We start from the raw sequence: 21,706 nt of genomic DNA, 5'->3' as shown, positions 1-21,706 counted from the left end.
TTTCACAGGAGTCAGGTTCTTTTTCATTCAATGTGCCTGGGTGTTAGTCGTTGTTGAGCAAATGATACCGCTTCGCCTCTGCCACCGCTTTCGTCCGCCGGTTCACGTTCAATTTGCCGAAAATGTTTTTCACATGTGTTTTCACGGTACCGATGGCAATGACCAGCTGGTCGGCAATCTCCTTGTTGGACAGCCCTGCCGCCATCAGGTTGAGCACCTCCAGCTCCCGCTCGGTCAACGGTTCGGTCAGTGGTTGTGCCGATGGCTGCTCGGTCGGCATCGACTCTTGTGGTAAGTCGCTTTGCTGGTGATCGTCTGTCGGCGGTTCCGTCTGCACGGAAATCGTCGTTTCCCCAAACGAATGCAGCAGGTTTTTCACGTAGATCACTTGGGCAGCGAGCATTTGCAGCACCTTCAGCCGCTCTTGGGAAAACGCATCGGTCGTCAAATTGTTTTCCAAATACAAGACGCCTTTCCATTCTCCCGAGATGATGATCGGCGCGCATAAAATCGAACGCGGCTTCTCGCGAATGACGTACGGATCTTTGGCAAAAAGCCCGTCGCTCGCCGCATCCGCAGCAATCATAACGGAGCCGGTGCGCCACACGTAGCGCAGGACCGACTCCGACGCCGTCTCGCCAGCCACCATTGGACTTGATTCGGCCGAAACACTTGCGGCGCGGTCGGTTCCCATCTCGACTTCGACCTGAAACGCCCCGGCTTTTTCCGTGATCACGCACCCTTTCTGGGCCCCCGCATTCTCAATGATCAATTTCATCAATCGGCTCAAAAGCTGCCCCAGATCGAGTTCCTCTGCCACCGAGTGGGAGGCTTTCAAAATCGTTGCCAAATCAAGCTCTGCCGCCTTCTCAACAGGTGCCTGCTCACGAGGGCTCGTGCTGGTGCTGGCAACCGGTCCACCTGGCGACAGTAAAGCGACCGGGGCGCTTTCATAAGCAGCTGCCACTTCCGCCTGTGCACTATGCGGGAATTCCGCCAAGAGCCTTTCCGCTTTCACGGTAGCTCCCCACTTCCGGTAAAATTGGTACGCTTTCGCCGAGTAAAAATCAGCGCTGCTCGCGATTTCCCGCTGCCTGTAGAAGTGAGCCGCCAATTCGCTTGCGATAGCCACATTTTGCACATACCCGTGTGCTTCTGCCAGACGAATGGCCTTCTCGTACATTTGCATGGCCATGCCATCCTTTTGGCTGAGGCGTGCCAGCTCGGCTTCTAGCAGCAGCACTTTATGCTCATAATTTTCAGCGCAATGCTTGGCCCAGTCCTGGAAGCGACGGAGGTTCGCCTTCAACCGGGCGGTCATGCGTTTTCGTTTCCAACCGTTCCACTTCTCCATATTCCCCGCGATCGAGAGCGAATGGTAAAACAAGCATTCAGCCAGATGCGGCAGATGAGTCGCATACACCATATACGGCTTTGCTTGGTTGGCATATTGAACCGCTTGTTCGTATTCCCCCTGCAAATAATGCAGCTGTGTTTTATACGTATAGTACTGAAACAAGGTGGTAGCGAAAAATTCCGTGTTCTGCACCTGGCGCATGAAGGCGTCCTCGTCAAACTCTTTCGTGACAAAGGATACTGGTGACTCCGTTAGACCCTGCAGGGCATAAATCCATTGCTGGTACAGAACAAAGTTGTCGCTGACGAACTGGTCCTTTGTTTCGGCCAATATTTCCATATAAGCAGAAATCCGGCGTTCCAGCTCAACAATGCTTTTACGCACATAAAACGAATTGACGAGCGCGCCCATCGCATAGCTGGCGAAAACATAGTCGCCGCCTTCCAAACCGCATAGAAGCCCTTGCTCCAAATAGCGTTCGCCTTCTTCCGCATGCATGAGCCAGCGGGAAATGACCGCGCCATACATCACATACGTTTTCGGCTTCACCGACAAGATATTGAACCGGTCTACCAGCTCCAATGCAACCCGTCCCAATTTATATCCGGTTTCATAATCGCCCATCCCGAGACCGAGCGCCATGCCATAGCCAGCAAAAGCAGCTGCGGAAATCGGCGACAAGCCATGTTTGAGCGTTAGGCGAACTGAACGCGACATCAGCATGACATACACCGCTTTATTCGAAAAAAACGCTGGTGCGGCGAGTGCCAACATCAAATCCATCGCCATTTTCTGCTCCACATCCTGCATGTCCGGCAATTCCGTCAGCCGATCGATTTGATGGCGTAGATGCCATTTGGTCAAGTTCAATTCCTTGAACAGATCGAGCTGCTTCGGTTTCACTGGAATGATGATGCCAAACTCCGCAAGCAAGCGGGCACCGAGCGAAATCGCTTCCGCATATTTCCCCAAGTTCACGTACTGCGTGGCGATGACTTTGCAAACGGCTGCCCGCTCCAGCCGATTTCGGGACCGACGGCTCAATCCCCCCGCCAGCTTCTCCGCCTGCTCAAAATGGCCGCACAAATACTCGCATTCCGTCCGTTCCAACAGCAGCGCAAAGCACAAGCCAAAATCGGCGGCCCAATCGGTTTCCCGAATAAGCTCCGCGCCTGCTCGGCAATAGACAGCTGCCGTGTCAAATGCCGAGGCCGCTTTCGCCTTTCGCCCCGCTTCAAGATTGAACGCCATCAGCTCGAAGCGTTCCCGCTCCTCGTTGATCAGCGACACGCCGGCATTCAGGTGGCTGACAAGCTCAAAAATGTCGACATCATATGAGCCCGTGCTGCGCTGGAGAGCCAAATAGGTCCCCACCTTGTAGTGGAAGCGCTGCTTTCGCGGAGGCTCCAGCAATGAATACGCAGCTTGCTGAATACGGTCATGCAAAAAGCTGTACGAGCTGCCATCATCCGAAATGATCAGCCCTTCCTGCACCGCGCGGTCGAGCTCCTGCTGCAGCTCTTCGATTGAAATTTGCTTAACTGCAGACAACAGCTCGAGGTGAAAACGACTCCCCAGACATGCAGCGAGAGAAAGCATCGCTTGCGCCCGTTCCGGCAGCCTTTTGATTTTATCAACCATGAAGTCCAGCAGATCCGCTGTCGTTTGCTTGCTTTCAATCGCACGGACGTCCCAGCTCCAGCTGCCCGTCTCCGGCTGAAAAAACAGCAATCCTTCATCATGCAGGGATTCGAACAGCTGCCGGAAGAAAAACGGATTGCCTGCCGTCTTGGCATACAAGAGGCTGCTGAGCGGAACCGCGCTCTTTTCCTCGATTCTGAGCGTCTCGGCGACCATCCGGTTCAACTCGACGAGCGAAAGCGGCCCGAGTTCAAGCAGCTCGACATTCACCCCTGCAGTCCGAATCTCCTCCATTTTCAGCATGAGCGGATGATTGTCGCCCACATCGCTTTCGCGCCATGCTCCGATCACAAACAAGGATTGGCTGCCCGGATCTGTCAGAAGCGAATCGATCAGCTGCAGAGTAGCGGCATCCGCCCACTGCACATCGTCGAGAAACAGCGTCAGCGGATGTTCTTTTCGCGTCACGACTTGAATGAAATGGCGGAACGATAGCTGGAACCGCCGCTGCGCTTCGGAGGGCGACAGCTCCTCCACCTGTCCGACATCGCCGACCAACAGCGTGATTTCCGGCAGCACCTCGCCGAGAACCGCTGCATTTTGCCCCAATGCCAGCTTGATTTTCTCCTTCCACCAAGCTGTGCGTTCCTCGCTTTCCGTCAAGATTTGTCGGATAAGCTCGCGAAACGCCTCGATCAACGGCGCATATGGAATATCCCGATTGAACTGTTCGAATTTCCCTGAAATGAAGTAACCGTTCTCGCGGAAGAGCGATCGTTGCAGCTGCTTGATCAAGGCTGTCTTGCCGATTCCGGAAGGGCCGACAATCAGCATAAGCTCGGTCGCCCCAAGGCTGGCACGCAAAACCGCTTCACGTAGCAGGGCGATCTCCCGCTCCCGACCATATAGCTGAGGCAGCATCGCAAATAGCCGTGACACATCCTGCTGCCCCAAGGCAAACGGTTCGATCCGCCCGCTCTCCTGCCACATAGATTGACAGCGTGCCAAGTCATGGCGAACCCCTTCTGCGCTCTGATAGCGCTCATCCGGGTCTTTGGCGAGCAGCCTCTCCAAAATCGCTGCGATCACAGGCGGCAACGCAGGGCGCCACGACACTGCGGATTCGGGCAGCTTGGCCAAATGCGCATGTGTCCACTCGATGGCATCCGCAGCCTCATATGGAAACCGACCAGTTATTATCCGATAATAGATGACACCAAGCGAATACAAGTCCGTACGGTGATCCACCGGTCGCTGCAATCTCCCCGTCATCTCCGGAGACAGATACGGCAACGTTTCTAGCATCGCGCTTTCTGTGACTATCGCATCACCATCGTGCATCACGCGCATGTCCATGGACTGCGCGTTGATCAAGATCGTAGACGGCTTCAAATTACGAATGACAATCCGTCTACGGTGCGAGTCACCGACTATGGCTGCCAGCTGCAGGGCCAGTTGTAGAAAGTCTGGTAGACTCCATTCGCCCGAATTGGCAAGCATGGCTTCCAGTGTCATGTCGTCACAATGCTCTATTGAATTACCTAGGGTGTACGTCATTTGCGACTTCCTTTGCTACGAGGTTTACTGGGAACTATGATTCGACATTTTTTGGCTTTTTCCTTTGCATGTTCTACGCGAATTATGACCTTTTCTTGGTAAAAGAATTTCGCCTGGCTCGGTCATTTAGCAGAATTGACTGCCCGAACGTTTCTGTCTAAAATAAACGATACGATTCGTATGTATTGAAACCAATCGCGGAGGGGAAACAGCATGAACGTGAATTTACAGCATTATATCGGGCTGACCATCCATCAAACCGATCTGCTCGTTTCCGCCTTTGTCAAAAATAACCTGGCTCCGCTAAACCTCGCCCCTGCCCAATCCTTGATCCTAGCGCTGCTGCTAGAGCAGGACGGGCTTACCCAAAATGAAATTGCGGAAAAAATGCTGCGCGACAAGACAAATGTTGCGCGTATGGTGGCCAATCTTGAAGGCAAAGGCTTCGTCCGCCGAGCCACGAACCAGTCGGACCGCCGCTTGCTGCATGTGCATTTGACCGAGACGGGTCGCGAGCTGGCCCAAAGCATCATTCCGATCTATGAGGACATCCATCATACTATCTGTCAGGGCGTCTCGCAGGTGGAGCTTGATTTTTTGCACAGCATTTTGCTGAAGCTGCGCCGCAACCTTCCGTAAAAAAAATCACGAACGTTTGCTATATAGCTGGCCACAAAGACAAAAAACAGCCAGGGAAAATCGCCCTGACTGTTTTTTTCGTTGTCTTCCATCAGTTGGGACTGAGACTGTCTACTGCTGCCTGGATTTCTTTTGCGGTAAGATTACTTCCTTTTGTATTTCTTGCGGTCGTGACGGCAGCTTTTACCGCTGCAAAATTGCTGTCGTTAACCCCTTTGATCCCAGCAACAGCAAAATTTCGCCAATCAATTCCTTGCCAGTAATAAGGATTTGCTGCTCCGTAGTTAATATTGTTGATCTGATCAAAACTCTCTCTAAATTCAATAGTAAAGTAGTCACCGACTCCTTCGCCACGCATGGAGTATTTGAATTCCATAGAATTCTCCACAAAAGGCAGGTCGTCGGCCGATACGGGATAACCAGCTCTCTCAAACGTGACCGTATCTACTTGAGCCCAGTTCTTAACATTTGCTGCGTTCATAATCGCTTCCATCGCAGCAAGCCGCTGAACCGTGCTCACTAAACTATCTTTGTCGTTCAGTCCATCCTTTTCGTCAAACAGTTTCTCTGCCACCCGATCACACCGACTCGGATCAATGCTCGTATAGTCGCCAAAATCCAATGACAATACGTTTTCATCCAGCAGACTTCGGATTGCCCCGACGTCAGCCGCCATGCGATAAACCGCAATCTTCGCTTCGTTTGCTACCTCCTCGTCAAGCACGCTTTGAATATTCGTTGCACTCAGGAATTCCGCTTTGCGCCCCAGCAATACGGTCGCGACCGCCAGCTTTCCTTTTGCGTCCAGCCCATCATATCCTGTTACCGTCAAGCCAAGCGAATTTGCATCCAGCAAATTTTTCATCTCAACCCCAGTTGTCGCCTTCCGGAACACCGCCAGTTTGGCCTCGTCTGGAACCGCAACATCCAGTGCCGCCTGAATGTCACCCTTTTTGGTAAAACCAGTCTTTTGCCCGTTCAGCGCTTGTGCGATGACTGTTTTGCCGATGGCATCCAGATCGTTGTAATCGACCAGACTCAACCCCAACTCATTAGCGCCAAGCAAGCTTTCGATCACAGTGGCATCGGCTGCCAGCCGGAACGCCGCTACTTTGGCTTCGCTTTCGACCGCTGTGTTCAGTGCACTCTGGATGGCGTCCTTGCTAGTAAAGCTGCTTTTTTGGCCGTCCAACACAATCGCGACCGCATTCTTGCCCATGGCATCCAACAGACCGTATGCTGAGACATTCAGACCAAGCGCGTTTGGCGTTGCATCCAGTAGGTTCTGGATGACTGTAGCGTTCGCCGCATTTTTATAGGCATCCAATTTCCTCTGCTCGACCACTTTCGCTACCGCTGTATCCAAAGCGAGCTGAATCGCTGTTTTACTGATGAATGAAGTCCGGTTGCCAAATAGTTCACTGACGACCGTCGCCTTGCCTGCGGTATCCAGTCCATCATAATCGGTTACGGTTAATGAAAGAGCGTTAGTTGACAACAGGCTTTGCAAGCCTGCCTCATTTGGCACCATTCTGTACGCCGCTACTGCGACTTCCTTGGTCACGGCAGCATCCAATGCCGTCTGGACCGCCTCTTTAGTCGTAAACGTCGCTTTTAGGCTGTTCAATTCTGCGGCTACCGTTTCCTGGCCTACCGGATCCAACTGATTAAACGCATCTGTGTCAAGTTCTAGCTGGTTAGCTGCCAGCAAATTTGCGAGCGCGTCTGCGTCCGCCGCCGTACGGTATGCTACAAGCTTTGCTTCGCTTGCAACGGTCGCGTTCATAGTAGTTTGGATGTCTGTTTTTGTGGCAAACGAGGCTTTTTGCCCCAGCAGCACGCTGTTTACCGCCGCCTTGCCTGGCGCATCCAAAAGATTGTAGTCGTCAAGCGTCAATCCCAAATCATTCGTAGTAAGCAAGCTGCCGATTGCTGCGGCATTTGCTGCCAATCGATACGCCGCTACCTTCGCTTCGCTGGCGACGGCTGTGTCCAGCCAATTTTGGATCGCTGTTTTGCTCACAAACGCCGCTTTCACGTCATACAGCTCTGCTGACACTGCAGTTTTTCCCATGCTATCCAGCGAGCCATATGCCGTCAGGTTAAGACCAAGCGCGTTTGGCATCGCATCAAGCAGTGCCTGGATTGCCGCTGCATTGACCGCATCTTTGTAGGCGTCGATTTTCGCTTGTTCTGCCGCCGCATCCTGGGCGTGGGCCACTGCTGTGTTCAACGCAGCTTGAATCGCGGCTTTGCTAGTAAACAAGGATTTGCCGTCGTACAGTTCCGCTGCTACGTCTTCTTTGTGCATGTCATCCAGCAAGGTATAGGCTGTAACTTCCAGACCGAGTGCGTTTGGCACCGCATCCAGCAAAGCTAAAATCGCATCTTCATCGACCGCATTTTTATAAGCATCGACATTGGCTTGCTCCGCCGCTGCCTCTTGAGCGTGCGTCACCGCTATATGCAGCGCACTTTGAATGGCCGTTTTGCTGGTAAACGCCGTTTTTTGGCTAAACAGCTTCGCTGCTACAGCGGCTTTACCTGTGTCATCCAGCGCTGCGTAACCTATAACTGTCAGCCCCAGTTGGTTAGCTTCCAGCAAGCTGTCGATTACGGAAGTGCTCGCTGCGTTTCGGTAAGCAGCCACGAGTGCCCGCTCCAATACCACCGCTTCCTCTTCTACTTTATACGTCATCCCGTTCGTCAAGCCGATGATCTCTGTCCCCGTTAGCGATTCCGCTGGGGCGTTTTCAGCACCCAATCTGCCGTTTGCCTGAACGCCATAGGTTTTCCCTGAGGTGGTGAGGACATATTTGATTCCCGCTTGCAACCCCGTAATTTTCCCGTATCCCGCCGTGCCCAAAGAGCCTGTCGTAAGCATCACCGCAATCGGTCCCGGTGGCACGACGATAACCGGATCAGCAAAGCGAATCCCGAATGTGTCCGTCGTGACGCTTCCTGCTGCGCTTTCAATAGCAGCCTTGGCAATCGTCACGTTCAAGTCGTTTCTGCTGTCAGCCGCTGTATGATTCACTGCCGTTCCTGTGAACGCGATGGTCAACTGTGTTTTGCTCGTGCGCGTCACGTTGATTCCCAAGCCCATCGGGAGATGATTGACGGTTATATCGGAAGCATCCACCCGCTGCGCAAAAGAACCGTTGGCGAGCGTGACCGTTTGTACGCCGGGAACGCTGCCGTCATTTGCTGACGATTCGCTTAGCACCAAGGTCCCGAGCGTCACGGCAGGATTCGAGGCCGGTTTCACAGTGATCTGAATGGTATCGGATTTGCCTTCTACGGTAGCGCGAATCGTCGCTGTACCGACACCGATCGCCTTCACGTTCCCGCTGCGATCAACGGTGGCAACGTCGGTGTTATCGGATCGCCACGAAACATTTTTGCCTGCAACGATATCATGCTCAGCGTCCGTAGCGATCGCGACGAGCTGCAATTCTGTCCGTTCGGAATCCAGCATCAATTCGGTATCATCCACAGGTAGAATCTGAACCTGCTTGACCTTCGCATTTTTGGCCGCAATGGTAAACGCATTGGCATCCAGGTTTGCATCCGCGTAGCTCGCGCTGATGACAACCTGCTGCTTTTTGGTAGCAGCCGTCAGCGGTTTAAAGGTAAAACGGGCGGTAAGACTTGCTTCATCCCATGTAAACCCGCTTACGGACAGCTTTTGCGCTTTTTTATTATCGATTTGTTTTGTAAAAGCAAAATCTCGCAGCTTTGGCGTTTTTTCCGGCGCTTTGAGCAAAGTCACGGTGACCACGCCATTTGTGGCAGAAACATCTGACATCGCAGCGGAATCATCGATAACCTTCACTTTCACGCTTGCGGATTTTTTCTCGATGGTGGCCGTAATTGTTGCCGTTCCAGTCCCGACAGCCGCAACCTTGCCGTTTTTGTCGACTGTCACGACGTCCTCGTTATCGGACGACCATGCGACTTTTTTCCCCGTGACGATATTGCCGTCCGAATCTTTGGCAATGGCCGTCAACAGCAAATCGGAATCATCCGAATCCGGCATCAAGACAAAATCTGCAGCGTGATTGAAAAGCAACACGTCCGCCACTTTTGCATTTCGCTCTGCGATTGTGAACACGTCAGCCTCTGTCTTCACCCCGTGAAAGAGAACGCTGACCAACACGCTCTGCTTTTCCTTCGTTGCGACAATAGACTTGTATGTAACCTTCACCGTGTTCTGTACGGCATCCCATGTGAAGCTCGTAACCTTAATGGATCTTTCCCTTCGCTCATCGATTTTTTGCAGAAACGTAAAATCGTCCGGATCGGGACTCTTCTCCGGTTTCCCTGTCAGCTTTACCGTGATGATTCCGTTTGCTGCTGTCACGGTCTTCACTTCCACCTGCTCATCGGCACTTGTCACTGCCGCAACGCTTGTCCGGTCTAGCTGAATGCGGGTATTTGGCGATGCTAGCGCCTCTGTCGTCATGGTTAAAATCACACTGGTCGATAGCAAGACAGTAAACACTTTTTTGGTCTGACCAAACCGAAATACCATTGCTTCACATCCTGACTGAGTTTTTTCAATCATTTCATGCTCATTCAACTCTCTTCATCAAACGATTGTAGATTATCCGTACAAGTGAAAAACCTAACTAAAGTTAGTACTTTTTGACTTGCTGCAAAAAACGTATGTGAAAGTAAAAAAGTTGAGGACCGATGTCCCCAACTTTTCTCTCCCCAAGCGTCGATTAAAATATCACTTCTTCAAACAAGCCGATCTTGCGAAAGCCCAGCTTGCTGTACAGCTTGATTGCACCGCGGTTTTCCTCTTTGACGTTCAACACGATATGACGATGGATCGGCAGCATGTCATCAATCAGCTGTGTGATCACCTTTGCCGCCAATCCCCTTCCCCTTGCATCGGGATGTGTCGCCACGTTGCCGATCTGGACGACGCCGTATTCATCCGTAGCAGAAAAAATCCCCGCAGCGCTCACCAGCTCCCCGTTTTCGACGATTCCGACGTATTGGCCTTTTTCCAGATAGCCATCATCCAACAAATAATCAGGGTGGCTTTTTTGATAGAAAGCCAAAAGCCGCTCCTTATCAGCCAATGACAAACGGACCATCTCTTCGGATCGTTCGGCAGGACTGTATTCGTTCCGCTCAAGCCTCATATTATGAAAAATAGTTCGCGATTTGCAGTCGGATCGTCCCAGCGCTTCAAAAGCACCTGGATTCAGATGGCTGTAAAGTCCTTCTGGGAGATACGGAGCCAATTTGCCTAGCAGCATGTCCTGATAATGGTTCTGCTCACAATAGGTAGAGGCAAGCAAAACCGGCATTCCGTATTTGACCGTCATGATCGCGACTGCAAGCAGCTCACCCTTGTCAGATAGACCGTAAAATTGGCTGTACGACCAGTAATCCTCTTCGAGGTTGCAGCAATGATACATGAAATTGGCTACTTCTTTCGTTTGCAAATACTGCCGTACTTCCTGTTTGCTGTGAATAATGGTTAGCTCCATTTTTCCTCCACGCTAGTTTCTCCCTCTGAATCCGTACATAGAATAATCTGCGCGCACTTTGCGGATGGCGAGCGATACCGGCAAGCCTCTCGCTACCCAGCGTAGCGCCGACATGATGTTGTGCTCATCCTCGAATTGCTCGACGATCACGATGGTCTGCTCATTGATGTATTGCTGCAGCTCTTCCCACCCCATCGCCGAATAGCGGTCTTGCCCATAGGTCCGCAATGCGACGAAATCTGGGAATTTGGGATTTTTCATGCGTTTGAGCTGATCGATCGCTTTCGCGCATTCCGGATGAATGTGTGGATGTTCCTGCAATGTTCTCGAATCCCTTCTGTGTGCGATGATGTTGGCGTTACCTACCTCTAGAAGGCGGTACCAAGAAAAGTTGGTACTTTTTGTTTTTGGCTCCCAGCGATACCGTAGAAAAGGATACAAACGTTGGGAGTGAATGGTACATGAAATTATCAAAAGCAATGCTTTTCTATTATCTGATCATCACGCTGCTGTTTTTCAGCGGCAGGATGTACATCGTAGAGACGTATCACATGGAAGAAGGACCTGTCGCCTTAGAAGCGTTTCACCGCTTGTTTTCCTGGGTGAACCTGTTTGCCTGGCTGTATATCATTCCGCTGCTAGGCTTCGGCTTTTGGCAATTCAAGCGCTATTTTTCACAACGCGTGAGCTCGCTTCCACTGCGTATCGTACTGTCGCTTCTCTACATCGGGTTTGCAGCGGCGGTTGGCTACTTTCTGCTTTTTCTCTTCATTTTGCTATTTTACGGATTCGCTCCATAGATTCGAGCGAGATGTTCCGTTTTTGCTTAAACAATATTTTCGCCATTGTTTTCTATACTTGCCAGATTAAAAGGCCTGCGCGTTAGCGGCCTTTTTTTGTTGGACCGTATATCGTTTCTCCCTTTTCAAGCATGCTGACAAACTGCTCAATCCGCTGACGCCTCGTCTCTTCCTTCTTGGCTGTCTGGATGCGAAACAGGATGGCATAGCGGTTGCGGCTATCCAGCGTTTCAAAAAATGACTGTGCCCGCGGATGTTTCGCGAGCTCGCTTTCCCATTCAGCAGGAAACTCCTTTTTGCTCTGTGAGGCATACGCAGCATCCCATTTTCCATTTTCACGGGCACGCTCGACGGCTCGCAAACCTGGCTCACGCATCCGGCCGCTCGCGATGAGCCGCTCCGCTTTTTCCTTGTTAATCTGCGACCAAATGCTCTTGGGTCCGCGTGGTGAGAAGCGCTGAATCCAGCTCGTCTCATCAAGCGCTTCCTTCTGGCTATCGATCCAGCCGTAGCACAAAGCCCCCTCCACCGCTTCCTCATAGGTTAGCGACGGTTCTGCAGCCTGCTTTTTGGCAAGCTTTAGCCTAACGCCGTCTGCCGAGTCACAATTGTCTTCCAGCCAACGCTCCCATTCTTCCTGATTCGAAAAAAAGAGAATCGGCCATTCTGCCGGTTTTTTGCCCATCTTGGTCCATTCCTCCTTAACAGTATGTCGCGTGTACCGAAAGTATATGGACTTAACTCCCTTGAATCGGGGGAGTCCTGGTGTTATTATCATTATTCTCCAAAATATGAAAAAAAGGAATTGAAAACATGCGTGCTGACCACATTACCCTCAAAAAGCTGGAACTCTACGATGCCCCTTCCTTGCTTGCCTTGCGCCTGAAAAACCAGACGTTTTTCCAACCATTCGAGCCGATCCGCCCCGATTCCTTTCTGACCTTGGAAGGGCAGGAAAAAGACATCGCCGCGGGCAACCATGCTGCGGACCATGATCAAGGCTACACGTTCGGCATTTTTTTGACGGAAACAGACGAGCTGATCGGGCGTCTGGCGCTGACCGGAGTGGCCCGCGGCCCATTTCAGAATGCCAATCTCGGCTACTTTATGGATCGAGCCCACAATGGACGCGGTTATATGACGGAAGCCGTGCAGCTTGCCACCCAATTCGCGTTTGGACAAGCCGGTTTACATCGCATCCAAGCTGGCGTCATGCCCCGCAACGTCGGCTCCATCCGCGTTTTGGAAAAGGCCGGATTCCGCCGCGAAGGGCTGGCACTGAACTATTTGAAGATCAATGGCGTTTGGGAAGACCACGCCTTGTTTGCGATTACCGCCGATAGTAATAAGTAGCTTGATGCGCCTCCTATCCGGGAGGCTTTTTTCATTAAGAGTAAAAATAACCCAATCGCGCAAAATAAGCATCATAAAGCCACAAAGGAGAGGTGAACCATGACGATACAGGAGCAAACGGATTGGTTGCGCACTCAATTGAATGGCTGCTTTGATGTGGTTTATCACACATTTGTCGCAGGTCCGAATGTACCTTGCGCGCTTGTTTACTTGCGGGGCATGGTTGATTTGCAGACAATCCAGGATGATGTTCTGCACGCGCTGCAGGCTTTGCCGCAAAGCGATGCGACTCTCTTCTACAGTCAGCTTTTCGATCGCAAACAGCTGCCAATCTCAGAGTATGAGGCGATCCCGCTTGAAGACGGCGTGACCGCCATTCTTCAAAGTCACGTGCTTTTGCTGGTAGATGGGGAACAACGCGTAATCGACCTTCCTCTCGCCTCTTACGAGAAACGGAGTGTCAGCGAGCCACCGAATGAGTCTGCCGTCCGCGGTCCGCGCGAGGCGTTCATTGAAAATGCGCAAGTGAACCTCTCCCTCGTTCGGCGCCGGTTAAAAACGCCCGAATTCAAGTCGGAAGCGATGATCATCGGCACGAAGACGCAAACGAACGTGTATATGTTGTACCTGCAAGGTGTCAGCAAGCAATCGCTGGTCGACGAGGTCAGGCGACGCTTGACGTCAATCGAAATCGACGGCCTGCTGGGGAGCAGCGTCGTGGAAGAGTTTTTTGACGACTCCCCGTTTTCTCCCTTTCCGCAAATCCAATACACCGAGCGACCTGATGTCGTGGCAGGTTCGCTTCTGGAAGGACGAGTTGCGGTCATTGTCGACGGCACGCCTATCGTTTTGCTTGCGCCTGTCACCTTATTTTCGTTGCTCCAATCATCGGAGGACTACTATCAGCGCTATGTCGCAGCGACCTGGATCCGCTGGATTCGCTATCTCTTCATCCTGATCTCGCTGCTGCTTCCGTCCACCTATATCGCGGTCACGACATTCCATCCGGAGATGATCCCAACCAAGCTGCTGATTACCATCGCTGCGTCTCGTGAGGTTGTACCGTTCCCTGCCTTGATCGAAGCGTTCATCATGGAGATTTCCTTCGAGGCTCTGCGCGAAGCGGCGGTTCGCATCCCCAAACCGATTGGACAGGCGGTTTCCATCATCGGCGCACTCATTATCGGGACGGCCGCCGTACAAGCAGGGATCGTTTCGGCAGCAATGGTCATCATTGTTGCATTGACAGGCATCGCGTCGTTCATTATCCCGCATTTCGATCTCGGCTTGTCCCTGCGCTTGCTCCGCTTTCCGATTATGGTGCTCGCAGGAATGTTTGGGCTCTTTGGGATCACCTGTGGAATGTTGCTGATTTATATCCATCTGGTTAATTTGCGCTCGTTCGACACGCCGTATTTGAACCCGGTCACCCCTCTGGTGTTCGGTGATCTGAAAGACACGCTGATTCGGGCACCTTGGTGGCTGATGCGTTCAAGACCTTCAGCCTACGCAAACGACCGCAAACGGCTACAGCGAAACGAGCGCCCCTGGGTTCATATGCAAGAGGAGAATCAGGATTGAAAACCATACAAAAGCTGCTGTTTCTAACAGTCGTCACTCTTCCCTTATTCTTATTGGCAGGCTGCTGGTCATCCATTGAATTGAACGACCGGAGCTTTGCCAGGATGATGTTGATCGATAAGGCAAAGGAAGGCATCGAGCTGACATTGGCCTTCCCTTTACCAAACCGGCTGATTCCTGGTCAATCCGGGGGCACCGGAGAACAAACGGGAAAGCCCTATACCTTCATAAGCAAAAAAGGGCGGGATATCGGAGAAGCGTACCGGAAAATCCAAGCCGACCTGTCTCGCTCCATCACATTTGGTCAAACGAGCGTGATCGTCCTCGGCAATGGCTTGGCGAAGGAGGGGATGATGCAGGTGTTCGATTTTTTGCAACGCGAACCGCGCATCCATATTAACGCGAGCATTTACCTCACGCCTGGAAAAGCCCAGGAGCTCATGGTCGTGCCGAGTATTTTCGAGCGGTTTCCCGTCGATATTCTGGTTGACTACAGCAAGGCGCATGTCACCTTGAACACAACGGTAAAAGATTGCCTCGTGGCCTTTTATCACGGCGGTGATATCATTTTGCCTTCCCTCACGTTTGAAACGAAAACGCTCCCGACCGAAATGGAGAACCCGCAAAAATGGATGGGAACCGGCGGGGCGGGGATTTTCCGGCAAGGCAAGCTGGTCGCCTCGCTTAGCACCTATGAAATGAGGGGGGCGATGTGGGTAATGGGACAAATGAGGAATGCGGAAGTCTCTGTAAAATCATCGACGGATGGCAAGTATGTCGACTACATGGTAAACCAAACGAGGACCAAAATTACGCCATCCATCAGCGGCGATCAAGTCATGATCAAAATAAAAGTGGAAGCCGACGCCTCTTTGATCACTTCTGATTCTGACGTCGATCTGTTGGATCCGGCACAACAGCATAAGCTTGAGCAGGGCATTTCCGACCTCGTGGAAAAGCGGATGGCAAAGGCTGTGGAAAGAGCGAAAGCGACAGGCGCAGATGTGTTTCGCTTTGGGGAGTATATCGATTGGTATGAGCCGAGGCAATGGAGACGAATTGCCCCGCAGTGGCGCGATCTATATCGCAAAGTAACGGTTTCCTATGATGCCCATGTCACCATCAAACGGCTCGGCACTGTCAAAGAGCCGTTACGGATTCAAAACAGCAATTCTTCGGAGGCAAACAGATGATCGTCATTACGCTCATGTTTTGCGCTATATTCTGGATCGATTGGCGATATATGAAAAAGAACCACAGAAAGCCACGCACGATCCGCATCGTCACATTCTCCATCTTTTTTATGTATGCTGCGTACTGTGCCCTGTACCATTTTCGGAGTCAATTCTCGATCGCCTCTGCGATTGAAGCGATTTTTTACCCGTTGGAAAAATTGATCTTGTGGAGAAGTGAGTAAAGGTGGAAAAAACGGTTGGACAAATTAGCCAGTCCCAGGTCTACATGCTGTTCTCCCAATATCTCTTTACAACAATGTTGGGCTTCCGCTTTGGTCCACTCGTCCAGGATGCTCATTTTGCCGCTTGGGTCCCCTTAATCGTTGGAACCTGCGGCGGATTGGTGATCACGTACGGATCGTTTCGGCTCGCACAAAGACGACCCCTGCAATTTTTCGGCAACTACGGCAAAGACATCATAGGGAGACCGCTCCATTACCCGCTCGTCTTCATCATGATCTTCTCGTATTTGTTTTCCTCTGCCTACTTGCTGCGCGAATTGGTGAATTTCATCATCGAGGTCTTTTTGCTGGGCACGCCGGAATGGGCGGTTACCGCCATATTCGCCATCTGCATCAGCTATGCGGTGCGTTCCGGGGTCGGTACGATTTTCCGCTGCGCGCAAGGCGTCTTTTTTATCAGCGTGATCGGCATAATTGCCATCCCCATGTTCATCGGCTCCGAAATGAACGCATCGATGGCGCACGCGCTGATCAATCATTTTGATCTAAAGGGAATGTGGAATGCCAGCTTTTTCGTCTTGACCTTGTATGGTGAAATGGCCTTCATCCTTTTTCTGTTCCCGTATTTTGCCCACCCGGAAAGAACGATGAAATCGCTGTTCTGGGCAAGTGTCACGTCCCTTTTGATCATCCTGACGAACCTGATCCCCGCCCTGCTGATTTTCGGGCCAGATCTAACAGCCAACTTGGTCTATCCGGAGCTGGAGCTCATCCGCTACATCCGCGCAGGGGCATTTCTCGAAAACCTGGACCCATTGCTGATCGCGATTTGGCTGACCAGCCTATTCCTCAAAATCAGCTTGTTTCTGTATGTCGCCGTGATTGCGCTCACCCATACGTTTTCCTTGCATGACCATCGGCCGCTCTCCTTATCCATGTCCGCCATGATGGTGGGACTCACACTTTTTATGGTGAAATCGGCACCGCAGCTGACACATCTGTTAACACATGGGGAATTGACGTTTTTGCTCGTAACTGAGCTCATCCCACTGCTCTATCTGATTGTGGACTGGGGGCGAGCTCGCTTCAAAGGGGTAGAACTCCCGGAGCGTTAGCGAAACCACAGCTTGGCATACTCGACCCAGCCCTGCTCGTTGATCGTTACCCCTGCGAGATCCGGATGCGCAAGAAGTTTTGCTTCATTGCGGTACAGCGGGTGATAGGCAAAGGTGCCCAGCAGCTCATCCTCCAGCTCAACTAATTGTCGAAGGCGTTGCCCGCGCTCCTTCATGCCGTAAAGCATCTCCACCCGTTTGGCGACGGTTGCTTGCGTCGATTCATCCAGCAATTGCTGCACGAAGCTGTGTCCAGCCAACCAAACATGCAAAAGTGACACCTCGACGTCCTCGCCGATGGACGCGCTGTCATGGATGATGTCGGCAGCGCCGATGCAGGCAGGTGTGAGCAGCGTCTGTGCGTCAAAGAAGGCACTCTCTACCTTTATCCCGTACCGGGCGCACTGTGCCTCGATCCATGCGGCATCTTCGCGATGATCGTCATCGGTGAACGTGCGCAGCCGCAGCACGTCCCCTGTATATCCGCATTGCGCCAATAGCAAAGCCGGGTCAGCGCTCCCAACATCTGCCGCAATAAGATCCGCACCCGGCATCATACGGCGCATCGGTTCACACCTGTTTCCACCAAGCTCCTGTGTTAGGCGAGCGCCATCGAGTATGAGCGCTAAAGCCTGACGAAATCGTTTGTCGGCGAGCGGGCCGTTTTTACGCATGTTGAAGGCGATGTACTGTACACACCACTCCGTCCGCTCCAGCTGCCTCCAACCGCGAATTGACGGGGGCAGCTGCTCGCCTGCAAGTACTGACTCATAGCGAATCCCGTACGCCGATTCATCCAGCAGCTTATCTGCCAAGCCATGCTCTCCCAAAATGACGAATTCGATCCGATCGAGATGGGCCCGCTCGCGAAAATACGAGGCAAACGCCTCCAGCACGAGCATCGATTCATCGTTGCGCACGACTTTAAAAGGACCGGTCCCCACAGGCAGACGGGCAAATTCAGCCCCCATCTCCTCGGCATATTCCGCCGGCACGATACTCAAATACTCGCTAGCCAAAAGCTGCAGGAACATATGGTTCGGCTGCTCCAGCTCAAAGCGGATCACCCGTTCCTCCACCGCCTCGATCCGCTTGATCCCTGTAAGCATCCAGCGATAATGCGAGTCGTCCCTATCGCGGATTCGCGCGAAAGACGCCACCACATCTAAAGCGCGCAACGGCTGGCCGTGATGAAACAGCACGCCCTTACGTAAGAAAAACGTCCAAACATCCCCGCGCTCGTTTATTTCCCAATGATAGGCCAGCATCGGGTCGACTGTGTCTGTTGCCGGATGATAGGCGACAAGCGTATTGTACACCTGTTTGAGCAGATGGCTCTCGGATCGGAGCCACGCCACCGCTGGATCAAGACATGTGATCGGAAAATCCAGCCGCAGGCGCAGCGCATCAACCGTCTCCTCCCCAACGCTTAGTTGATGCATCCCGAAATAGCCGCGGAACCATTGGGAAAAGCGATCAGACAAGGCAGGTTGCGCCTCCGCATGCTCCTCGATGAGTGCCAGCGCTTTTTGAACATGCCCCTGGTATACCCATTCCCTAGCGACCCCATCGATCATGACGACCGGCTCGACGAGAAATTTGATGTGTGAACGATTGCCCCTTCCCCGCCCCGGCATCCAGCTGATCCAGTTCCGCTCGATCAGCCTGCCCAGGATCAGTTTGCCATTGCGGGGTGTACAGCACAGCGCGGCCGCCACCTCATCCAGCGAAAACGGTATCTCGCTCCCGATGGCGGCATCCGGTTTGTGCCCAAAGAGCCGTATATAGTCATCAATAATTTGCACCGTACTCTCTCCTAAGTAAAAACATGAAAAAATTGCTCATCAAATCCTGCCCTTTTTCCTCTTGGCACCCCGGCGTACAATGAGGCGAAACCAAGGAGGCGTTCAGGATGAAATCGTTATTCGCATCACTTTCTACCCGCTATCATACCATTGTTTGGATTCGGCTGGCAGGCGAGCTAATAACCAGTCTGTCCGGCTCTATGATGGCCCCTTTTCTCATCCTGTACCTGCATGAGAAACTGGGCGGCTCCATCATGCTGCCGATGGTGATCGTGGGGCTGCAGCCGCTCACCGACATTGTGGTCACAATGTTTGGCGGCGGCGTCACCGATCGGCTCGGACGCAAACCGGTCATTGTGCTCACGCTCCTAGTACAAGCATGCGCGATGGCTGGCTTCATGTTCGCTGATGCAGTCTGGGCATTCGCCCTCTTATATATGGTTTTGGGAGCGGCCCGATCCTTTTACATCCCTGCGTCGCGTGCTCAAATCGCAGACGCCGTCTCAGATGCACTGCGACCGGAAGTGATGAGTTTGCTTTCCACAGCCAGTTATGTCGGACAAACGATGGGGCCGCTTTTGGGTGTACTGATTTTTGCCTATGATCCCGCTTATCTTTTTGGGATCGACGCGCTGGTGATTTTTCTTTATATGCTGCTTGTCTGGCGAAAAACTGAGGAGACGGCACCTCTTGCGCGCATGGAAACAAACACAACTCATAAAAAGCAGTCATTTTCGCGGCATCGCTTTTCCTTGCGAACGGCGCTGCATGACTACCGCTATGTGCTGCTTCTGATGGCGAGCACACTGCCGATCAGCTTCTTTTACGCCCAAACGGAAACGACCTTCCGCCTTTATCTGGAGCAAAGCTTCACGAACTATGTCACGATCATCGCCAGTCTCGCTACCGCCAAAGCAGTCTTGGCAATTACACTGGAGTTATGGCTCGTGAAAAAGACGGAACGATTTCCGATGGGCCGCATCGTCATCATTGCAGCAAGCTGTTATGCGGTTGCAGCGCTTGGTTACGGCTTCGCCAAAAGCTTCGCGCTTTTGCTGGTTGCTGAACTGTTCCTGGTGATCGGCGAAGCGGTCGGCTTGACCCACTTGCTTAATCATGTCGCCTCTGTTGCGCCAATCGATAAGCGGGGACGCTATTTCTCACTCTATGGGATTCATTGGGATATTTCGCGGACGCTTGGTCCTGTTATTGGCGGGTGGATCTTCATGTACAGCGGAGGGGAGATCTTGTTTGTCATTGCGGCTGTCTTGCTAGTCGGGGGAGGTTTCTTTCAATATTCCTTAGTGAAGCAAAAAACCGTACACACATGCGAATCTGCTTAGCTGGGCTGGGCACACTACCGGGAGAGATTCTGTTGCAAGGAGTGTGTCCATCCATGAAACGTTTTGGTTTTGCAATGCTTCTGCTTTCGGCTGTCCTGTTGCTGATCCAGCCCATCGCATCATCGGCAGCCTCGAACGGCGGAACATACCATTTCGGCTTCAAAAAAAGCAAGAACGGCCAGCTGCCATCGATCACGGAAGAGGGCTTCAAACCGATCATCGACAAGCATGGCGCGGTTTTCCTCGGGGATACGACGAAAAAAGAACTGTATCTCACTTTTGACAACGGTTATGAAAATGGCTTCACGGCGCGCATACTCGACACACTGAAAGAAAAGAAGGTGCCTGCGATCTTTTTTGTAACCGGGCATTACGTCAAGGAGCAGCCTGAGCTCTTGAAGCGCATGGCGCAGGAAGGACATTTGATCGGCAACCACTCGTGGAGTCATCCCGATATGACGACGGTGTCGGATACCAAAATCAAGGAAGAGCTGGACTCCGTGAAAGTGGCTGTTGCCAAAGTCACCGGCCAGCAGGAAATGGCCTATTTGCGCCCGCCACGCGGCATATTCAGCGACCGAACGCTAGCCGTATCCAAACAGCTCGGCTATACCAATGTGTTCTGGTCGGTCGCATACCGCGATTGGGAAACGAACGCACAGCGCGGTCGACAATACGCGTACGATCAGGTGATGGCCCAATTGCACCCGGGTGCCGTCATTTTGCTGCACTCGGTCTCGAAGGATAACACCGAAGCGCTCGCTGGCATTATCGATGCAGCGCGCAAGCAAGGCTATGAGTTCAAAAGCCTCGACCAGCTCGGGAAAGCATCGACGCCCAGAACTAACTAAGCCAACCGCTTCGGCGGCAACACTTTAACCAGTTCCGAGATCGAGCGTTTACAAAACATGATCGGCAGGTTCTGTTCCTTCGCTTTCAATTTGATGGAAGTCGACAGATTATGATTCACAAAGTCAGTCAGCACCAGAATCATATTGGTATTGACCGGTATTTTCACCTTTACCTGCGAAGCCTTTCGACCCGTGATATGATTGATTTCCTGAAAACCGTTGCCTTGCAGGAGATCGACGATCCTGCCAAGGCGATCCCCACCGATGATGAGAACTGACGCCATGCTACACACCTCCAAGATTTTTGGGCTGGTTTCTTATTAACACGGCCAGTGGCCAACGTAATTCGGACTCGGTACACGGAAGCGAGCGGCTGCAATTCTTGCTCACTTCCGCTATATTTCAATTTTCGCCTACTTCTTCTTCTCTCGCGATAGCTGCTGCTGATAAACCTCCGCTTTCTCCAAAGGAAAGCGGTGTTTTTCTGTGCGGTCGATCTGTATGACCTGTGAATCATGGACCACAATCTGTACGGACCCGTACTGCAGCCCTTCCAATGCATGCAAGATGCGGGCGATCAGCTGATCAGGAGTCGACGAAGCGTGGTTTGCCATAACATTCTCTCCTTTTCCAACAGTAAAATCTTGTTAAAAGTTTAATACCCACTATTCCGACTTGTCAAGTAAGGATTGAAAATTTGGCAAAGGTAACACCAACCTCTCAACTAAGATTTTGGGAAA

17 protein-coding genes are annotated in these 21,706 nt (G+C 52.1%); 9 read left to right on the top strand and 8 right to left on the bottom strand.

Going from position 1 to position 21,706, the window contains the following annotated elements; genetic code table 11:
- Nucleotides 1-43: 43 nt before the first annotated feature.
- Nucleotides 44-4,555: a helix-turn-helix transcriptional regulator gene (locus tag EDM56_RS15350; protein ID WP_122918768.1), complete on the bottom strand. Its 4,512-nt coding sequence runs from the start codon at nt 4,553-4,555 to the stop codon at nt 44-46.
- Nucleotides 4,556-4,768: 213 nt separating this feature from the next.
- Here EDM56_RS15350 and EDM56_RS15345 point away from each other — a divergent pair, with 213 nt between their 5' ends.
- Nucleotides 4,769-5,194: a MarR family winged helix-turn-helix transcriptional regulator gene (locus EDM56_RS15345; RefSeq protein ID WP_122918767.1), complete on the top strand. Its 426-nt coding sequence runs from the start codon at nt 4,769-4,771 to the stop codon at nt 5,192-5,194.
- A 91-nt stretch (nt 5,195-5,285) separates the two neighbouring features.
- Here EDM56_RS15345 and EDM56_RS15340 read toward each other — a convergent pair whose 3' ends face one another.
- The 3 genes from EDM56_RS15340 to EDM56_RS15330 all read right to left on the bottom strand — a co-directional run bounded on the left by EDM56_RS15340 (nt 5,286) and on the right by EDM56_RS15330 (nt 11,022).
- Entirely contained in the window at nt 5,286-9,728 is a 4,443-nt protein-coding gene (locus EDM56_RS15340; RefSeq protein ID WP_183192455.1) for an Ig-like domain-containing protein, read from the bottom strand.
- Nucleotides 9,729-9,921: 193 nt separating this feature from the next.
- Nucleotides 9,922-10,701 (bottom strand): GNAT family N-acetyltransferase, encoded by a 780-nt coding sequence (locus EDM56_RS15335; RefSeq protein WP_122918765.1) that lies wholly within the window; start codon nt 10,699-10,701, stop codon nt 9,922-9,924.
- 12 nt (nt 10,702-10,713) lie between these two features.
- Nucleotides 10,714-11,022, bottom strand: coding sequence for a hypothetical protein (locus tag EDM56_RS15330; protein WP_122918764.1), 309 nt, complete (start codon nt 11,020-11,022; stop codon nt 10,714-10,716).
- Between the two features lie 140 nt (nt 11,023-11,162).
- Between EDM56_RS15330 and EDM56_RS15325 the strand changes: the two genes are divergently transcribed.
- Nucleotides 11,163-11,501, top strand: coding sequence for a hypothetical protein (locus EDM56_RS15325; protein ID WP_122918763.1), 339 nt, complete (start codon nt 11,163-11,165; stop codon nt 11,499-11,501).
- A gap of 82 nt (nt 11,502-11,583) precedes the next feature.
- Here the strand turns inward: EDM56_RS15325 and EDM56_RS15320 are convergent, their stop codons facing one another.
- Complete coding sequence (locus EDM56_RS15320; RefSeq protein WP_122918762.1) at nt 11,584-12,186, bottom strand: YdeI/OmpD-associated family protein; 603 nt, start codon at nt 12,184-12,186, stop codon at nt 11,584-11,586.
- Between the two features lie 128 nt (nt 12,187-12,314).
- Between EDM56_RS15320 and EDM56_RS15315 the strand changes: the two genes are divergently transcribed.
- From EDM56_RS15315 to EDM56_RS15295, 5 genes are all read left to right on the top strand, one after another.
- Nucleotides 12,315-12,854, top strand: coding sequence for a GNAT family N-acetyltransferase (locus EDM56_RS15315; protein ID WP_122918761.1), 540 nt, complete (start codon nt 12,315-12,317; stop codon nt 12,852-12,854).
- A gap of 99 nt (nt 12,855-12,953) precedes the next feature.
- Nucleotides 12,954-14,435 (top strand): spore germination protein, encoded by a 1,482-nt coding sequence (locus EDM56_RS15310; RefSeq protein WP_122918760.1) that lies wholly within the window; start codon nt 12,954-12,956, stop codon nt 14,433-14,435.
- Nucleotides 14,432-15,628, top strand: coding sequence for a Ger(x)C family spore germination protein (locus tag EDM56_RS15305; protein WP_183192454.1), 1,197 nt, complete (start codon nt 14,432-14,434; stop codon nt 15,626-15,628). Before EDM56_RS15310 ends, EDM56_RS15305 begins: the two co-directional genes overlap by 4 nt.
- On the top strand, nt 15,625-15,852 hold the full coding sequence (locus EDM56_RS15300) for a hypothetical protein (RefSeq protein ID WP_122918758.1): 228 nt from the start codon (nt 15,625-15,627) through the stop codon (nt 15,850-15,852). The genes EDM56_RS15305 and EDM56_RS15300 overlap by 4 nt, the downstream gene beginning before the upstream one ends.
- A 2-nt stretch (nt 15,853-15,854) precedes the next feature.
- A complete protein-coding gene (locus EDM56_RS15295) occupies nt 15,855-16,967 on the top strand; it encodes a GerAB/ArcD/ProY family transporter (protein ID WP_122918757.1) in 1,113 nt (370 codons plus the stop codon).
- Here EDM56_RS15295 and EDM56_RS15290 read toward each other — a convergent pair.
- Entirely contained in the window at nt 16,964-18,772 is a 1,809-nt protein-coding gene (locus EDM56_RS15290; RefSeq protein WP_122918756.1) for an ABC transporter substrate-binding protein, read from the bottom strand. The two genes, EDM56_RS15295 and EDM56_RS15290, sit on opposite strands and share 4 nt — an antisense overlap.
- Before the next feature lie 107 nt (nt 18,773-18,879).
- Between EDM56_RS15290 and EDM56_RS15285 the strand changes: the two genes are divergently transcribed.
- Nucleotides 18,880-20,115, top strand: coding sequence for an MDR family MFS transporter (locus EDM56_RS15285; RefSeq protein WP_122918755.1), 1,236 nt, complete (start codon nt 18,880-18,882; stop codon nt 20,113-20,115).
- A gap of 53 nt (nt 20,116-20,168) precedes the next feature.
- Nucleotides 20,169-20,966, top strand: a complete 798-nt coding sequence (pdaA, locus tag EDM56_RS15280; protein ID WP_122918754.1) for a delta-lactam-biosynthetic de-N-acetylase — start codon at nt 20,169-20,171, stop codon at nt 20,964-20,966.
- Here pdaA and EDM56_RS15275 read toward each other — a convergent pair.
- Both EDM56_RS15275 and EDM56_RS15270 read right to left on the bottom strand, forming a co-directional pair.
- Nucleotides 20,963-21,250: a DUF2325 domain-containing protein gene (locus EDM56_RS15275; protein WP_122918753.1), complete on the bottom strand. Its 288-nt coding sequence runs from the start codon at nt 21,248-21,250 to the stop codon at nt 20,963-20,965. The genes pdaA and EDM56_RS15275 overlap by 4 nt on opposite strands.
- A 129-nt stretch (nt 21,251-21,379) precedes the next feature.
- A complete protein-coding gene (locus tag EDM56_RS15270) occupies nt 21,380-21,580 on the bottom strand; it encodes a YezD family protein (RefSeq protein WP_122918752.1) in 201 nt (66 codons plus the stop codon).
- Between the last annotated feature and the right edge of the window lie 126 nt (nt 21,581-21,706).

Origin of the sequence: Brevibacillus fluminis (genome assembly GCF_003710825.1) — a bacterium.
In the GTDB taxonomy this organism is placed as follows: Bacteria; Bacillota; Bacilli; order Brevibacillales; family Brevibacillaceae; genus Brevibacillus_D; species Brevibacillus_D fluminis.
This window is presented reverse-complemented; position numbering and strand designations above follow the sequence as displayed.

What these genes read in the sequence shown, in the direction of transcription:
- EDM56_RS15270 (WP_122918752.1), bottom strand. Translation starts at nt 21,580, where the DNA reads ATGGCAAACCACGCTTCGTCGACTCCTGATCAGCTGATCGCCCGCATC.
- pdaA (WP_122918754.1), top strand. Translation starts at nt 20,169, where the DNA reads ATGAAACGTTTTGGTTTTGCAATGCTTCTGCTTTCGGCTGTCCTGTTG.
- EDM56_RS15350 (WP_122918768.1), bottom strand. Translation starts at nt 4,555, where the DNA reads ATGACGTACACCCTAGGTAATTCAATAGAGCATTGTGACGACATGACA.
- EDM56_RS15345 (WP_122918767.1), top strand. Translation starts at nt 4,769, where the DNA reads ATGAACGTGAATTTACAGCATTATATCGGGCTGACCATCCATCAAACC.
- EDM56_RS15275 (WP_122918753.1), bottom strand. Translation starts at nt 21,250, where the DNA reads ATGGCGTCAGTTCTCATCATCGGTGGGGATCGCCTTGGCAGGATCGTC.
- EDM56_RS15325 (WP_122918763.1), top strand. Translation starts at nt 11,163, where the DNA reads ATGAAATTATCAAAAGCAATGCTTTTCTATTATCTGATCATCACGCTG.
- EDM56_RS15300 (WP_122918758.1), top strand. Translation starts at nt 15,625, where the DNA reads ATGATCGTCATTACGCTCATGTTTTGCGCTATATTCTGGATCGATTGG.
- EDM56_RS15285 (WP_122918755.1), top strand. Translation starts at nt 18,880, where the DNA reads ATGAAATCGTTATTCGCATCACTTTCTACCCGCTATCATACCATTGTT.
- EDM56_RS15340 (WP_183192455.1), bottom strand. Translation starts at nt 9,728, where the DNA reads ATGGTATTTCGGTTTGGTCAGACCAAAAAAGTGTTTACTGTCTTGCTA.
- EDM56_RS15315 (WP_122918761.1), top strand. Translation starts at nt 12,315, where the DNA reads ATGCGTGCTGACCACATTACCCTCAAAAAGCTGGAACTCTACGATGCC.
- EDM56_RS15320 (WP_122918762.1), bottom strand. Translation starts at nt 12,186, where the DNA reads ATGGGCAAAAAACCGGCAGAATGGCCGATTCTCTTTTTTTCGAATCAG.
- EDM56_RS15335 (WP_122918765.1), bottom strand. Translation starts at nt 10,701, where the DNA reads ATGGAGCTAACCATTATTCACAGCAAACAGGAAGTACGGCAGTATTTG.
- EDM56_RS15310 (WP_122918760.1), top strand. Translation starts at nt 12,954, where the DNA reads ATGACGATACAGGAGCAAACGGATTGGTTGCGCACTCAATTGAATGGC.